Source organism: Comamonas koreensis (assembly GCF_014076495.1).
GTDB classification, from domain to species: domain Bacteria; phylum Pseudomonadota; class Gammaproteobacteria; order Burkholderiales; family Burkholderiaceae_C; genus Comamonas; species Comamonas squillarum.
Window position 1 is genome coordinate 1,560,658 of record NZ_CP043575.1, and the last position, 15,799, is coordinate 1,576,456.

11 protein-coding genes are annotated in these 15,799 nt (G+C 62.4%); 4 read left to right on the top strand and 7 right to left on the bottom strand.

Features of this window, described 5'->3' with window-relative positions; genetic code table 11:
- Positions 1-17: 17 nt before the first annotated feature.
- From preA to F0Q04_RS07025, 4 genes are all read left to right on the top strand, one after another.
- A complete protein-coding gene (preA, locus tag F0Q04_RS07010) occupies positions 18-1,340 on the top strand; it encodes an NAD-dependent dihydropyrimidine dehydrogenase subunit PreA (RefSeq protein WP_182345041.1) in 1,323 nt (440 codons plus the stop codon).
- 126 nt (positions 1,341-1,466) lie between these two features.
- Entirely contained in the window at positions 1,467-2,972 is a 1,506-nt protein-coding gene (locus F0Q04_RS07015) for an NCS1 family nucleobase:cation symporter-1 (RefSeq protein WP_116924587.1), read from the top strand.
- 45 nt (positions 2,973-3,017) lie between these two features.
- Positions 3,018-4,484 (top strand): dihydropyrimidinase, encoded by a 1,467-nt coding sequence (hydA, locus tag F0Q04_RS07020; RefSeq protein WP_182345042.1) that lies wholly within the window; start codon positions 3,018-3,020, stop codon positions 4,482-4,484.
- 16 nt (positions 4,485-4,500) lie between these two features.
- Positions 4,501-5,757 (top strand): Zn-dependent hydrolase, encoded by a 1,257-nt coding sequence (locus F0Q04_RS07025; protein WP_116924588.1) that lies wholly within the window; start codon positions 4,501-4,503, stop codon positions 5,755-5,757.
- A gap of 186 nt (positions 5,758-5,943) precedes the next feature.
- Here the strand turns inward: F0Q04_RS07025 and groL are convergent, their stop codons facing one another.
- From groL to ampD, 7 genes are all read right to left on the bottom strand, one after another.
- The gene (gene groL / locus F0Q04_RS07030; protein ID WP_116924589.1) at positions 5,944-7,587 is read right to left on the bottom strand and encodes a chaperonin GroEL; all 1,644 of its coding nucleotides are present in this window, start codon (positions 7,585-7,587) and stop codon (positions 5,944-5,946) included.
- Between the two features lie 168 nt (positions 7,588-7,755).
- On the bottom strand, positions 7,756-8,046 hold the full coding sequence (locus F0Q04_RS07035; protein WP_021025779.1) for a co-chaperone GroES: 291 nt from the start codon (positions 8,044-8,046) through the stop codon (positions 7,756-7,758).
- A gap of 380 nt (positions 8,047-8,426) precedes the next feature.
- Positions 8,427-9,107, bottom strand: coding sequence for a TetR family transcriptional regulator C-terminal domain-containing protein (locus tag F0Q04_RS07040; RefSeq protein ID WP_232539535.1), 681 nt, complete (start codon positions 9,105-9,107; stop codon positions 8,427-8,429).
- 348 nt (positions 9,108-9,455) lie between these two features.
- Positions 9,456-10,334, bottom strand: a complete 879-nt coding sequence (locus F0Q04_RS07045) for a hypothetical protein (protein ID WP_182345043.1) — start codon at positions 10,332-10,334, stop codon at positions 9,456-9,458.
- Between the two features lie 194 nt (positions 10,335-10,528).
- Positions 10,529-11,656, bottom strand: a complete 1,128-nt coding sequence (locus F0Q04_RS07050) for a ribonucleotide-diphosphate reductase subunit beta (RefSeq protein WP_182345044.1) — start codon at positions 11,654-11,656, stop codon at positions 10,529-10,531.
- Positions 11,657-11,714: 58 nt separating this feature from the next.
- On the bottom strand, positions 11,715-14,618 hold the full coding sequence (locus F0Q04_RS07055; protein ID WP_182345045.1) for a ribonucleoside-diphosphate reductase subunit alpha: 2,904 nt from the start codon (positions 14,616-14,618) through the stop codon (positions 11,715-11,717).
- 532 nt (positions 14,619-15,150) lie between these two features.
- A complete protein-coding gene (gene ampD, locus F0Q04_RS07060) occupies positions 15,151-15,789 on the bottom strand; it encodes a 1,6-anhydro-N-acetylmuramyl-L-alanine amidase AmpD (protein WP_116924592.1) in 639 nt (212 codons plus the stop codon).
- Positions 15,790-15,799: the final 10 nt, after the last annotated feature.

Consider the following 15,799-nt stretch of genomic DNA (forward strand, 5'->3'; position numbering starts at 1 on the left):
CGAACCTAGGAGTCGCCATGGCCGATATTCGCAGCAATTTTCTGGGCATCCGCAGCCCCAACCCTTTCTGGCTGGCCTCTGCGCCGCCGACCGACAAGGAGATCAACGTCACCCGCGCCTACGAGGCGGGCTGGGGCGGTGTGGTCTGGAAGACGCTGGGCGAGGACCCGCATGTGGTCAACGTCAACGGGCCGCGTTACTCCACCTTGATGTCGCAGGACCGGCGGGTCATGGGCCTGAACAATATCGAGCTGATCACCGACCGCCCCTTGCAGATCAACCTGGAGGAGATGACCCGGGTGAAGCGGGCCTGGCCCGATCGCGCGCTGATTGCGTCGCTGATGGTGCCCTGCGTCGAAGAGAGCTGGAAGCGCATCCTGCCGATGGTGGAGGACACGGGTGCCGATGGCATTGAGCTGAACTTTGGCTGCCCGCACGGCATGAGCGAGCGCGGCATGGGCGCTGCGGTGGGTCAGGTGCCCGAGTACATCCAGATGGTCACCGAATGGTGCAAGCACTACAGCCGGCTGCCGGTGATTGTGAAGCTCACGCCCAACATCACCGATGTGCGCTTTCCGGCGCGCGCGGCCAAGGCGGGCGGGGCGGATGCGGTGTCGCTGATCAACACCATCAACTCGGTGATGGGCGTGAACCTGGACACCTTGGTGATGCACCCCAGCACCGATGGCAAGGGCTCGCACGGCGGCTACTGCGGCCCGGCAGTCAAGCCGATTGCGCAGAATATGGTGGCCGAGATCGCCCGAGATCCGCAAACCGCTGGCCTGCCGATCTCCGGCATTGGCGGCATCACCACCTGGAAGGATGCGGCCGAATACATTGCGCTGGGCTGCGGCACGGTGCAGGTCTGCACCGCTGCGATGGTCTATGGCTTCAAGATCGTGCAGGACATGTGCGATGGCCTGTCGCATTACATGGACGCGCATGGCTTCAAGACCATCGAAGACTTCCAGGGCCGCGCCGTGCCCACCGTCAGGGACTGGAAGGACCTGAACCTCAACCACATCGACAAGGCCGTGATCGACCAGGACAGCTGCATCCAGTGCGGGCGCTGCCATGTGGTCTGCGAAGACACCTCGCACCAGGCCATCTTCTACCAAAAGGGTGCGGCCGGTGAGCGCCGTTTTGAGGTGAACGAGGCCGAGTGCGTGGGCTGCAACCTCTGCGTGTCGATCTGCCCGGTGCCCGACACGATTTCGATGCGCAGTCTGCAGCCCGGCGAGGTGGATGCGCGTACCGGCAAGACCGTCACCGGCGAGTATGCGAACTGGACCACCCACCCCAACAACCCGTCACGGGTGGACGCGCAGATCTCCCCTTGAGCGGCGAGCGCGCCATCCGTTGTGGTGGCGCGCTTTTTGCATGACCCGATGTGCTACAGGATGGAAACCAAGACTTTGGATTTGGACGCTTAGAACCTATCGATAACACCTCTCAAGGAGTGAGCAATGTCCCATGACGCGCAAGCAAGGGGTGCCGCCGGCAGCGAAGCCGGTGGCCTTTGGAACGACGACCTCGCACCCACGCAAGCCTCGCAGCGAACGTGGACCTGGTACCACTTCACGGCGTTGTGGATAGGCATGGTGATGTGCATTCCGGCCTACACCTTGGCCGCCAGTCTGGTCGAAGGCGGCATGTCGGCGTTCCAGGCGGTCATGACGGTGTTTCTGGCCAACCTGATTGTGCTGGTGCCGATGCTGCTGATCGGGCATGCGGGCGCCAAATACGGCATCCCCTATGCGGTGCTGGCCCGCGCCTCCTTCGGCACCCGGGGCGCCAAGCTGCCTGCAGTGCTGCGCGCGCTGGTGGCCTGCGGCTGGTATGGCATCCAGACCTGGTTTGGCGGCCTGATGATCTATACCTTGCTCGGGGTGATCCTGGGCCATCCGCTCGAGAGCGAGAAGATCTCCTGGCTGGGCATCAATGTGGCGCAGTTGGTCTGCTTCCTGGTCTTCTGGGCCATCCAGTTCTACTTTGTGGTGCATGGCATCGAGTCCATCCGCAAGCTCGAGACCTATACGGCGCCGGCCAAGATCGTGATCTGCTTTGTGCTGCTGTGGTGGGTGTATGACAAGGCGGGCGGCTTTGGTCCGATCTTGAGCAAGCCGTCGGCCTTTGCGGCTGGCGAAGCCAAGGCCGGCCAGTTCTGGGGCACCTTCTGGCCGTCGCTCACGGCCATGATTGGTTTTTGGGCCACCTTGGCGCTGAACATCCCCGACTTCACCCGCTTTGCCCGCTCGCAGCGGGACCAGATCGTGGGCCAGGCCATTGGCCTGCCGGTGCCCATGGGCCTGCTGGCGGCCCTGGCGGTGATCGTCACCTCGGCCACCGTGGTCATCTATGGCAAGGCGCTGTGGGACCCCGTGGATGTGGCCGCGCGCATGACCGGCGCTGCAGTGCTCATCGCCCTCATCGTGCTGCTGGTCGATACGGTGAGCGTCAATCTGGCGGCCAACCTGGTGGGCCCCGCCTACGACTTTTCTGCGCTGAACCCCCAACGCATCAGCTACCGCACCGGCGGCTACATCACCGTGGCGATTGCCATCCTGATGATGCCCTGGAAGATTCTGGAGTCCACCCAGGGCTATATCTTCACCTGGCTGATCGGCTACTCGGCACTGCTCGGCCCGATTGCCGGGATCTTGATGGTCGATTACTTCCTGATCCGCCGCACCCAACTCGATGTGGACGAGCTCTACCGCGAGGGCGGCAAATACAGCTATTCCGGCGGCTGGAACTGGGTGGCTGTTGCCGCATTTGCCTGCGGCGTGGCGCCCAATATTCCGGGCTTTCTCAATGCCGCGTTTCCTGCCAGCTTCCCCGATGTGGCAGCGATCTTCAAGGACCTGTACGCTTATGCCTGGTTCATCGGTCTGTTCATTGCCGGTGTGGTGTACCGCATCGGCATGGCCAGCCATGTGGTGGCGTCGCAGGCCATGCTGCGGCGCGCTTGAGCGCAGCAGCCGCCGTTTTTGTGATTTGAACCAAGGAGAGACATGATGAGCACAGCCAGCCACCCCCTTCTGATCCGTGGTGGTACCGTCGTGAATGCGGACCGTGAAGAGCGCGCCGATGTGCTGCTGGTGGACGGCAGGATTGTGGCCGTCGGTGAAGGGGCTGCGGCCCAAGCACCGGCCGGCACCGAAACGCTGGATGCCAGCGGCCAGTATGTGATGCCCGGTGGTATCGATCCGCACACCCATATGCAGCTGCCCTTCATGGGCACGGTCACCGCTGATGACTTCTTCACCGGCACTGCCGCGGGCCTGGCCGGTGGCACCACCAGCATCATCGACTTTGTGATTCCCGCGCCGCAGGAGCCGCTGATGGACGCCTACCGCAAGTGGCGCGGCTGGGCTGAGAAGTCGGCGGCCGACTACTCCTTCCATGTGGCGGTGACCTGGTGGAGTGAGCAGGTGCGCGAGGACATGGGCGTGCTGGTGCGCGACGAGGGCATCAACAGCTTCAAGCACTTCATGGCCTACAAGAACGCCATCATGTGCGATGACGAAACCCTGGTCAACAGCTTCCGGCGCGCGCTGGAGCTGGGTGCCATGCCCACCGTGCATGCCGAAAACGGCGAGCTGGTCTACCTGCTGCAGCAGGAGGTGGCGCGCATGGGCATCACCGGACCGGAAGGCCATCCGCTGTCGCGCCCGCCGATGGTGGAGGCCGAGGCCGCCAACCGGGCGATTGCGATTGCCGATGTGCTGGGCGTACCCATCTATGTGGTGCATGTGAGCTGCATCGAGGCGGCCGACGCCATTGCCCGTGCCCGGGCGCGCGGCCAGCGCGTCTACGGCGAGGTGCTGGCCGGCCATTTGACGATTGACGACAGCGTGTACCGCCATCCTGATTACGCGACGGCCGCTGCCTATGTGATGAGCCCGCCGTTCCGCCCCAAGGAACACCAGGAAGCGCTGTGGCGCGGCCTGCAGGCCGGGCATCTGCACACCACCGCCACGGACCACTGCACCTTCTGCGCCGAGCAAAAGGCCGTGGGCAAGGACAATTTTGCCAAGACACCCAATGGCACCGGTGGCGTCGAAGAGCGCATGGCCGTGGTCTGGGATGCCGGGGTAAACACCGGGCGCCTGACGCCCAGCGAGTTTGTTGCGATCACCTCGGCCAACACGGCCAAGCTCTTCAATGTCTATCCGCGCAAGGGCTTTATCGGCGTGGGCGCCGATGCCGATGTGGTGATCTGGGATCCGAAGGCGACCAAGACCTTGTCGGCCAAGACCCAGCACTCGAAGGGCGACTTCAACATCTTTGAAGGCCGGCAGGTGACAGGCCTGCCCAGCCACACCATCAGCCGGGGCCGCGTGGTGTATGCGAACGGCGACCTGCGCGCCGAGAAGGGCGCAGGCCAGTATTTCAAGCGGCCGGCCTTCGGCCCCAACTTCCAGGCAGTGCAAAAGCGGGCGCAAGAGACGGCGCCCACGGCCGTGGCCCGCGCGCAATGAAACAAGGAGACCAAGCATGGACACGAAAGTGAAGACCGATACCAGCCAGCTGCGCATCAATGGCGACCGGCTCTGGGCATCGCTGATGGAGCTGGCCCAGATTGGTGCCACCGCCAAAGGCGGCGTGTGCCGCCTGGCCCTGACCGACCTGGACCGCCAGGGGCGCGACCTGGTGACACGCTGGGCCCAGGAGGCGGGTATGACGGTCACCATCGACAAGATCGGCAATGGCTTTATGCGCCGCCCAGGCCGCAACAACAGCCTGCCGCCGATCATGACCGGCAGCCATATCGACACCCAGCCCACGGGCGGCAAGTTCGACGGCAACTATGGCGTGCTCGCCGGCATCGAGGTGGTGCGCACGCTCAATGACCATGGCATTGAGACCGAGGCGCCCATTGAGGTGGCGTTCTGGACCAACGAGGAGGGCTCGCGCTTTGTGCCGGTGATGATGGGCTCAGGCGTGTTTGCCAAGGCCTTCAGCCTGGAGCATGCCTATGCGGCCAAAGACACCGACGGCAAAAGCGTCAAGGACGAGCTTGCGCGCATCGGCTACATCGGCCCGCAGGAGCCCGGCGACCACCCTATCGGCTACTACTTTGAAACCCATATCGAGCAGGGCCCGGTGCTGGAGGACCATGACAAGACGATTGGCGTGGTGACCGGGGTGCTGGGAATCCGCTGGTATGACTGCACCGTCACCGGCATGGAAGCGCATGCCGGCCCCACGCCGATGGCGCTGCGCAAGGATGCGCTGCAAGTTGCCACCCGGGTGATGCAGGAGGTGGTGGCCTGCGCGCACCGCCACCCGCCGCACGGGCGCGGCACGGTCGGCATGGTGCATGTGCATCCCAACAGCCGCAATGTGATTCCGGGCGAGGTGAAATTCAGCATCGACCTGCGCAATGCCACCGACGCCGACTGCGAGGCCATGGACCAGGATATTCGCGCGGTGGCCGCGCGCATCAGCCAGGAGACGGGGCTGACGATCAAGATCGATCTGGTGTCCAGCTACACCGCGCAACCTTTCAACCCCGATTGCATCGATGCGGTGCGGCGCGGCGCGCAGATGCTGGGTTACTCCCACATGGATGCCGTCTCGGGCGCGGGCCATGATGCCGTCTACATGGCGCGCCTGGCGCCAGCGGGCATGATCTTCATCCCCTGCAAGGATGGCATATCGCACAACGAGATCGAAGACGCCAAGCCCGAGCACATCACGGCCGGCTGCAATGTGCTGCTGCACGCGATGCTGGAGCGCGCAGGCCGTTGAGCCGGTGAGAGGCTGCGCGGCGGGTCTCCACCGCGCTGCAGCAGTCCCACCGCAAGGCGCTGTGAGCCTGAGGCACAAGCCATAAAAAAACCCGGCCACCTTGACGGTGCCGGGTTTTTTGGTGTCTGGCCCCAAGCCCGCAAGGGGTCTTGCAGGCTTGATGGTGCGCTATGACAGCCGGGGCAATTACATGCCCATGCCGCCCATACCACCCATGCCGCCCATGTCGGGCATGGCAGGAGCGGATTCAGCCTTGGGGGCTTCAGCGATCATGCACTCGGTGGTCAGCAGCAGCGAAGCCACGGACGCAGCGTTTTGCAGCGCGGTGCGGGTCACCTTCGTTGGGTCCAGGATACCCATTTCCAGCATGTCGCCGTAGGTGTCGTTGGCAGCGTTGAAGCCGAAGTTGCCCGTGCCCTTGAGCACGGCATCGACCACCACCGATGGCTCGCCACCAGCGTTGGACACGATTTCGCGCAGAGGCGCTTCGATGGCCTTCATCACCAGCTTGATACCAGCGTCTTGCTCGGCATTGCCGGTAGCCAGCGCGCCCACGGATTGCTTGGCACGCAGCAGCGCCACGCCACCACCGGCCACGATGCCTTCTTCCACCGCAGCGCGGGTCGCGTGCAGGGCGTCTTCCACGCGGGCCTTCTTTTCCTTCATCTCGACTTCGGTGGCAGCGCCCACCTTGATCACGGCAACACCGCCGGCCAGCTTGGCCACGCGCTCTTGCAGCTTTTCACGGTCGTAGTCGGACGTGGCTTCTTCGATCTGAGCGCGGATTTGCTTGACGCGGGCTTCGATTTCAGCAGCTTGGCCAGCACCGTCGATGATGGTGGTGTTTTCCTTGCCGATTTCGACGCGTTGGGCTTGGCCCAGGTCTTCCAGGGTCACCTTTTCCAGCGACAGGCCCACTTCTTCAGCGATCACCTTGCCGCCGGTCAGGATGGCGATGTCTTCCAGCATGGCCTTGCGACGATCGCCAAAGCCTGGAGCCTTCACAGCCACGACCTTCAGGATGCCACGGATGGTGTTGACCACCAGCGTTGCCAGTGCTTCGCCTTCGACGTCTTCTGCAATGATCAGCAGAGGACGGCCGGCCTTGGCCACAGCTTCGAGCGTAGGCAGCAGGTCACGGATGTTGCTGATCTTCTTGTCGAACAGCAGCACGAAGGGGTTGTCCAAAATAGCGGCTTGCTTTTCTGGGTTGTTGATGAAGTAGGGCGACAGGTAGCCGCGGTCGAACTGCATGCCTTCAACGACGTCGAGTTCGTTGTCCAGCGACTTGCCTTCTTCCACGGTAATCACGCCTTCCTTGCCGACCTTGTCCATCGCGTCAGCAATGATCTTGCCCACGGATTCGTCGGAGTTGGCGGAGATCGAGCCGACTTGGGCGATTTCCTTGGAGGTGGTGGTGGCCTTGGATTGCTTCTTGAGCTCTTCCACCAGGGCGGCGACAGCCTTGTCGATGCCGCGCTTCAGATCCATCGGGTTCAGACCAGCGGCCACGTACTTGGAGCCTTCGCGCACGATGGCTTGGGCCAGCACGGTAGCGGTCGTGGTGCCGTCACCAGCGATGTCGTTGGTCTTGGAGGCCACTTCCTTCACGAGCTGGGCGCCCATGTTCTGCAGCTTGTCCTTGAGTTCCACTTCCTTGGCCACGGACACACCGTCCTTGGTCACGGTAGGGGCGCCGAACGAACGCTCGAGCACCACGTTGCGGCCCTTGGGGCCCAGGGTCACTTTGACTGCGTTAGCCAGAATGTTCACGCCTTCAACCATGCGTGCACGTGCTTCACCGCCGAATACTACGTCTTTTGCTGCCATTTTTGGCTCCTAAATACTTGAAAACTTGAAATGAGAATGAATGCTCGGGAGAGAAAGCGTAGCGAGCAGGTGTCAGGCTAGGCGCACGGATCGCAGCAACCGGAACGTACTTGGGTACGTGAGGATTGCGAGCACCGCGCAACGACGCCTGGCGCCTGCGCAGTAGCTTTATTTCTCGACGACGGCGAAGAGGTCTTCTTCCTTCATCACCAGCAGTTCATTGCCGTCCACCTTGACCGATTGGCCAGAGTACTTGCCGAACAGCACGCGGTCGCCGACCTTCACACCCAGGGTGATGGACTCGCCCTTGTCGTTCTTCTTGCCTGGGCCGACGGCCAGCACTTCGCCTTGGTCTGGCTTTTCAGCAGCGTTGTCGGGGATGTAGATGCCCGAAGCGGTCTTGGTTTCGTTTTCCAGACGCTTAACGATCACGCGATCGTGCAGAGGACGCAGGTTCATAACAACTCCTTCAATATCAATACCAGGTTTTGATGAAAGATGGCCCGGCAGATGCCGCGCCAAATACGCAAAAATGTCTGAGAAGTGGTGGTTTTAGCACTCTACCCCTTCGAGTGCTAATAATAAGGTCATTTGATGACAGTTCAAGACTGCGGGGGCTAAAAAATCGATCCAGGGGCACTGCCCGATCACGATACCTCTGCGCAAGAATCACGAAAGCGCTGGTGGGGACTGAAGATGCTGCTATTGAAAGAGGTGCATCTCATGGCGGCAGCCGATCCCGCGCAGCGCACCCATGCTGCGAAGCCCGCACGGGGGCCCGGGCCAGATCACCGCAGCTGGAACTTCCATGCATGGGCCTGGAGGCGGCATGCCCCGGGTCAGTCCGGCAGCTCGATCTTGAGCGTGGCCGACAGCATCTGCACCAGCAAGGCCTCGGCCTGGGCGAAGTCACCCGCGTCCAGCGCGGCCTTGTTTTGCAGCAGCGCAAACTGGGTTTGCTGGTCGACATAGCCTTGGGTGATGGCCCAGATGCTGAACATCAGGTGCTGGAAATTGACGGGCGCAATCAGGCCTTGTTCGGCCCAATGCGCAAACGCTGCCACATTGGCTGCCAGCAACGGGGCGATGCGCTCGCGCACGGCCGAGGCGGCAAAGGGCGCGCCAGCAATCATCTCCTTGGTGAACAGCTGGCTGCCATAAGGGCGGGTGCGTGCAAATTCGAACTTCTCGCGGATGTACTGGCGGATCTGCTGGGCCGGGTCGCCGTCCTTGGACAGGCCTGTCATATGGCCCAGCCAGTCGTCGATCACCGATGCCAGCACGGCCTGGTACAGCGCCTCCTTGCTGGGGTAGTAGTACAGCAGGTTGTGGCGGCTAAAGCCGGCATCCTGCGCGATCTGCTCCAGCGGAGCACCTTCAAAACCCAGCAATGCGAAATGCCGCTCTGCCGAGCCCAGGATCAGGTCAATCTTGCGCAGACGGGCCGCACTGGGTTTGCGTGCCATCTCTGCAGTGGCTGCCTGCGAGAGCGCTGGCGGTGTGGGAAGGGCATCATTCATGAGCCTGTATTGTCTGGCATTTGCGATCGCCGATGGCGCGGCTGCATGAAGAACCTGCTGGTCGCGGGCGATTTCCTCGCGCTGTGACGCTGTCCTGGTGGACTGTCTGGCAGACCCGTCTGCTGCCTTGCTCACCGAGCCGGCTTGGATGACGCATCCATCGAAGGCGTGGGCAACGATGCGCGCTCTGGACCGTGGCAACTGGGAGCGGTTGTTGCGGCGTCATTGGCTTTTTTGTGCGCACCAAGCAGCGGACACCAGGCATAAAAAAAGGCAACGCATTGTGCGTTGCCTTGGATGCCAAGCGGTGCCTTGCGGCACCCGGGCATGCTGCCCGGCTTGGGGTAATTATTGTGGGCGGCTGTTGGTTGGGAAAGGCCATGCCGCATTGGTGCTGAGCACGGTCTTGACAGGCTCTGCAGCAGCAGGCGCAGCAGCTGGGGCCTTGGCAGGAGCAGCAGCCTTCTTGGCGGGAGCAGCCTTCTTCGCAGGTGCTGGAGCCTTGGCAGCAGGGGCCTTGGCAGGAGCAGCGGCCTTCTTGGCGGGAGCTGGAGCCTTGGCAGGAGCAGCAGCCTTCTTGGCAGGAGCAGCGGCCTTCTTGGCGGGAGCAGCGGCCTTCTTGGCGGGAGCTGCAGCCTTTTTGGCAGGAGCGGCAGCCTTCTTAGCTGGAGCAGCGGCCTTCTTCGCAGGAGCGGCCGCCTTCTTAGCTGGAGCTGCAGCCTTCTTGGCAGGAGCAGCGGCCTTCTTGGCAGGAGCTGCGGCCTTCTTCGCAGGAGCAGCAGCCTTCTTGGCGGGAGCTGCGGCCTTCTTGGCAGGAGCAGCAGCCTTCTTCGCAGGAGTGGCAGCCTTCTTCGCAGGAGTGGCAGCCTTCTTCGCAGGAGTGGCAGCCTTCTTCGCAGGAGCGGCAGCCTTCTTCGCAGGAGCTGCAGCCTTCTTCGCAGGAGCTGCAGCCTTCTTAGCTGGAGCAGCGGCCTTCTTCACGGCAGTCTTGGCAGCTGCGGTGGATTTGGTTGCGGGCTTGGCGGCGGCCTTCTTGGCGGCTGGCTTAGCAGCGGCCTTTTTGGCGACGGCCTTAGCAGCAGGCTTTGCCGCTGCCTTGGTGGCGGCTGGCTTGGCAGCGGCCTTGGGCTTTGCAGCTGCCTTGGGGGCGGCTGCCTTGGTTGCAACTGCCTTCTTGGCAGTTGCCTTGGTGTCAGCAGTTTTCTTGCTTGCTTTGGACGTTGCCATGCTCTTCTCCTTCGGTCAATTTAGAAAGCAGACTTCATGCCTGATTGAATTCGACACGAAGTTTTGATAGCAAACTGAATTGTGCATCAGCTGCTAGCAACTGGCATAGTGCAAACCTCAATAAAGACGCCAAATTTCACAGTTTTCTCTCAGGAAAACCACATTCTGACGAGGTTTGCACATCAAGGTCGGCGTCAATCCCAGGAAAGCGCGCCACCGGACTGGTATTCGATGACCCGTGTCTCGAAGAAATTTCGCTCCTTTTTCAGGTCGATCATCTCGCTCATCCACGGGAAAGGGTTGTCCTCGTTGGGGTACAAAGCATCCAGGCCGATCTGCGTTGCGCGGCGGTTGGCGATGTAGCGCAGGTAGCCTTTGAACATCGATGCGTTCATGCCCAGCACACCTCTTGGCATCGTGTCTTCGGCGTATTGGTATTCAAGTTCGACTGCCTGAATAAACAAGGCCTTGATCTCGTCCTTGAACGCGCTGGTCCACAGCTGCGGGTTCTCCAGCTTGAGCTGGTTGATCAGGTCGATGCCGAAGTTGCAGTGCATGGACTCGTCGCGCAGGATGTACTGGTACTGCTCGGCTGCGCCCGTCATCTTGTTCTGGCGGCCCAGCGCCAGGATCTGCGTGAAGCCGACATAGAAGAACAGGCCCTCCATCAGGCAGGCAAAAACGATCAGGCTTTTGAGCAAGGTCTGGTCGGTCTGCGGCGTGCCGGTCTGGAAGTGGGGGTCCATGATCGCCTCGATGAAGGGGATCAGAAACGCATCCTTGTTGCGGATCGAGGGAACCTCGTTGTAGGCGTTGAAGATCTCGGCCTCATCCAAGCCCAGCGACTCCACGATGTACTGGTAGGCATGCGTGTGGATGGCTTCTTCAAAGGCCTGGCGCAGCAGAAACTGGCGGCACTCCGGCGCAGTGATGTGGCGGTAGGTGCCCAGCACAATGTTGTTGGCGGCCAGCGAATCGGCGGTGACGAAAAAGCCCAGGTTGCGCTTGACGATGCGGCGCTCGTCCTCGGTCAGGCCATGGGGCGATTTCCACAGCGCGATGTCGCGCGTCATGTTTACTTCTTGAGGCATCCAGTGGTTGGCGCAGGTGGCCAGGTATTTCTCCCAGGCCCATTTGTATTTGAAGGGCACCAGCTGGTTGACATCGGTCTTGGCGTTGATGATTCGCTTGTCGGCGGCATGGACGCGCTTGAATGTGGCGGCTGGGGATGCGGCAGGCGATGCAGAGGGCGAGGCCGCAGAGGTGGCCGGCGCGGCTGGTGTGGCCAGCGCGTCCATCGAATCTTCTTCAAAGCTCAACATGAATGAATGCTCCTGGTGGGGGCCGCGGCTGCGGCCAGGTTCAGACGGTTAGCAGCTCTTACTGGCAGGCTTCGCAGCCGGGGTCATCGATGGCGCAAAAGCGGATGTCGGTGCCGGGCGCGGCGGACTGCGATGCAGCAGCGGCGGCGTGGGCGACAGCCTGGGCGACGGGCGACGCATAGCTGCTGGGCACGGCATTGAGCACGCGGCTTTGGATGGTGGATTTCTCGGCCTGCGTGGCGCTGGTGGTGCGCAGGTAGTAGGTGGTCTTGAGGCCACGCACCCAGGCGAGCTTGTAGGCATCGTCGAGCTTCTTGCCCGAGGCCCCTGCCATATAGATATTGAGGCTTTGCGCCTGGTCTATCCATTTCTGGCGCCGGGAGGCCGCTTCCACCAACCAGACGGGGTCGACCTCAAAGGCTGTCGCATACAGGGCCTTGAGTGCGTGGGGCACGCGGTCGATGGGGCGCAGCGAGCCATCGAAATGCTTGAGGTCCATGACCATCACATCGTCCCACAGGCCCAGCGCTTTGAGGTCGCGCACCAGGTACTGGTTGATGACGGTGAACTCGCCCGAGAGGTTGGACTTGACCGAGAGGTTGCCAAACGAGGGCTCGATCGAGGCATCGACACCGACGATGTTGGAGATGGTGGCGGTGGGCGCAATGGCCACGCAGTTGGAGTTGCGCATGCCGTCCTGCGCGATCTTGCGGCGCAGCGCCTCCCAGTCCAGGCGCATGCTGCGGTCGACCTGCACATAGCCGGCCTGGCCGCGCGCCTGGGCGAGCAGGTCCAGTGTGTCCAGCGGCAAGATGCCTTGGCTCCAGAGCGAGCCGGGGTAGCTGCTGTAGACGCCGCGCTCGCGCGCCAGCTCGGTCGATGCCCAGTAGGCGTAGTAGCAGACGGCTTCCATCGAGGTGTCGGCAAACTGCACGGCCGCATCGCTGGCGTAGGGGATGTGCAATTGGTAGAGGCTGTCCTGAAAGGCCATGATGCCCAGGCCCACCGGGCGGTGGCGCAGGTTGGAGTCGCGTGCCTTGCCCACCGCGTAGTAGTTGATGTCGATGACGTTGTCGAGCATGCGCATGGCCGTGGCGATCGTGCGCTTGAGCTTGTCATGGTCAAGCGCCAGGCCGCCTTGGCCGTCGTCCTTCAGGTGGCGTGCCAGGTTGACCGAGCCCAGGTTGCAGACGGCGGTTTCCGTGTCGCTGGTGTTGAGCGTGATCTCGGTGCAGAGGTTGGACGAGTGCACGACGCCGGCATGCTGCTGTGGGGAGCGCAGGTTGCAGGCATCCTTGAAGGTGATCCAGGGGTGGCCGGTCTCGAACAGCATCGACAGCATCTTGCGCCACAGATCGACCGCGGGCACGGTCTTGCTCAGCGCCAGCGCGCCGCTGGCCGCCTGGGCTTCGTAGGCGGTATAGGCGCGCTCGAAATCCTGGCCAAAGCGGTCATGCAGATCGGGCACATCGGAGGGGGAGAACAAGGTCCACATGCCTTTTTCCATGACCCGTTGCATGAACAGATCGGGGATCCAGTGGGCGGTGTTCATGTCGTGGGTGCGGCGGCGGTCATCGCCGGTGTTCTTGCGCAGCTCCAGAAACTCCTCGATGTCCAGATGCCAGGTCTCCAGGTAGGCGCAGACGGCGCCCTTGCGTTTGCCGCCCTGGTTGACGGCCACGGCCGTGTCGTTGACCACCTTGAGAAAGGGCACCACGCCTTGCGACTCGCCATTGGTGCCCTTGATGCGGGCGCCCATTGCACGCACCGGCGTCCAGTCATTGCCCAGACCGCCGGCAAACTTGGACAGCAAGGCGTTTTCGCGGATCGCATCGTAGATGCCGCCCAGGTCATCGGCCACCGTGGTCAGGTAACACGACGACAGCTGCGAGCGCAGGGTGCCGCTGTTGAACAGGGTGGGCGTGGATGACATGAAGTCAAAGGACGAGAGCAGGTCATAGAACGCGATGGCGCGTGCATTGCGGTCGTCCTCCTTCAGCGCCAGGCCCATGGCCACGCGCATGAAGAAGGCCTGGGGCAACTCGATGCGCTGCTGGCGTACATGCAAAAAATAGCGGTCGTACAGGGTCTGCAGACCCAGGTAGTCAAACTGCAGATCACGCTCGGGCTGGAGAGCGGCGGCCAGCCGGTGCAGGTCAAAGTCCAGCATCTCGGGGGCGAGCAGTTCGTGCTCAACCCCTTGCGCGACAAAGCCGGGGAAGTAGCTGCGGTAGGCCGCGCCCATATCGGCACTGCTGACGTCCTGGCCGATCACTTCGCGCGTGATGGTGTGCAGCAGCAGGCGCGCGGTGACAAAGCTGTAGTCCGGGTCCTTTTCGATCAAGGTGCGGGCAGCCAGAATGGAGGCCTTGAACACCTCGTCCATGTGGACGCCGTCATAGAGGTTGCGCAGGGTCTCGCTGAGGATGGGCGCGGGGTCGACGTCCTGGCCCAGGCCCTGGCAGGCTGCGGCAATGCGGTCATGGAGTTTTTTGACATCAAGCACCACCTGCTGGCCCCGGTCCTGCACATGCAAGCTGGCATGGGCCGGCGTGTGCTGGGCCTGGAGCTGGGCACGCTCCTGGTTGCGGCGCTCGCGGTACAGCACATAGGCGCGTGCCACCTCATGGTTGCCGCCGCGCATCAGGCCCAGCTCGACCTGGTCCTGCACATCTTCGATATGGAAAGTGCCGCCGCCCGGGCGCGAGCGCATCAGCGCGCGCACCACCGTGTGGGTCAGGTTCTCGACCACTTCGCGCACACTGGCCGATGCCGAGCCCTGGCTGCCATGCACGGCCAGGAACGCTTTCATGATGGCGGTGGTGATCTTGGGGGGCTCGAAAGGGACGACTGCTCCGTTGCGCCGCATGATCTGGTAGTCCGGCAGTACGGTAAATCCATCCAGGGTGCGCGAGCTGGCGGCCGGTGCGGCTCGTTGCTCGGAAAGCGAAGCAGCGCTCATGATGTCCTCTCTGTGGTGCGTGAAAAGCCGGAGAAACAGCGCTGTGCATGCCGGTATCACTGAGCCGCTGGATACCACCTCACACTACATATAGTGTTTTATTAAGCGCTGGACACTACCTGTAGTGTATGGCGCAATGCATGGTTTGTGTGTAGTGCCGATGACCATGCTGCGCAGCAAAACGGCGGCTACTGCGCATGGCGTCGTGGTTTGCGCCTGCAAACCACCACTGTGCGTGTGTTTCTGCGCCATCTGCGTTGCAGAGCCTGCGTAAAACTTAGGCATTGCATCTGAAAAAAAATTTTTCAGATGTGGGGAAATTGCTGTGTTTTTGAAGTGCGCATGCCATCAGCTGCATGCGGATGCGTGAAAAATGCAGGCTGTTTAGAGGGTTGGCCTATAGCCTGATTTAGAGCTGCCAATACGGGCCAGCAAACCAACGGTTTGCGGTTGGAACGAGGCACACCGCCGCAGGCCGTACAAGCGTAGGGCAAGGTGGGGCAACGACGATCAAGGGGGGTGTTGCTGGCTCTCAGAGATGCAGTGAGGCAGGAAACATGGATGCCGGCCAGGCCAGATCCTGCTGCAGCTGGGGCCACAAAAATCCTGGGCCCGGGTCGTTCTTGCGGCCTGGCGCAATGTGTTCGTGGCCGGCGATATAGGCGATCGCATACTGGGCGCGGATCTGCTGGCACAGCTGCACCAGACTGTGGTACTGGGCGGGCTCGAAAGTCTCGCCCTCCAGGCCTTCGAGCTCGATGCCGATGGAGTCGTCATTGCAGCGCGGCCGGCCGCGCCAGAACGACTGGCCGGCATGCCAGGCGCGCTGGTCGGCGCTGACAAACTGCCACACCACGCCTTGGCGCGTGATGAAGAAATGCGAGGACACCTGCAGGCCCCGGATGCTCTGGAAGTAGGGGTGCGCATCCCAGTCGAGCTGGTTGGTAAAGAGCCGCTGCACATCCCCCGTGCCGTAGATGCCCGGCGGCAGGCTGATCGAGTGGACGACCACCAGATCGATGCATGCCCCCTCGGGCCGGGGACTGTAATTGGGCGAGGGGCAGTGCGTGGCCGTGCGCAGCCAGCCTTTTTGCCAGAGCGCAGCTTGCGGCGCGGTGGCAGCGTGGGGAGCGGGGGCGCCGGGCGGCGTCTCGGGCAGATCTTGGGGCATGGCGTTGGGC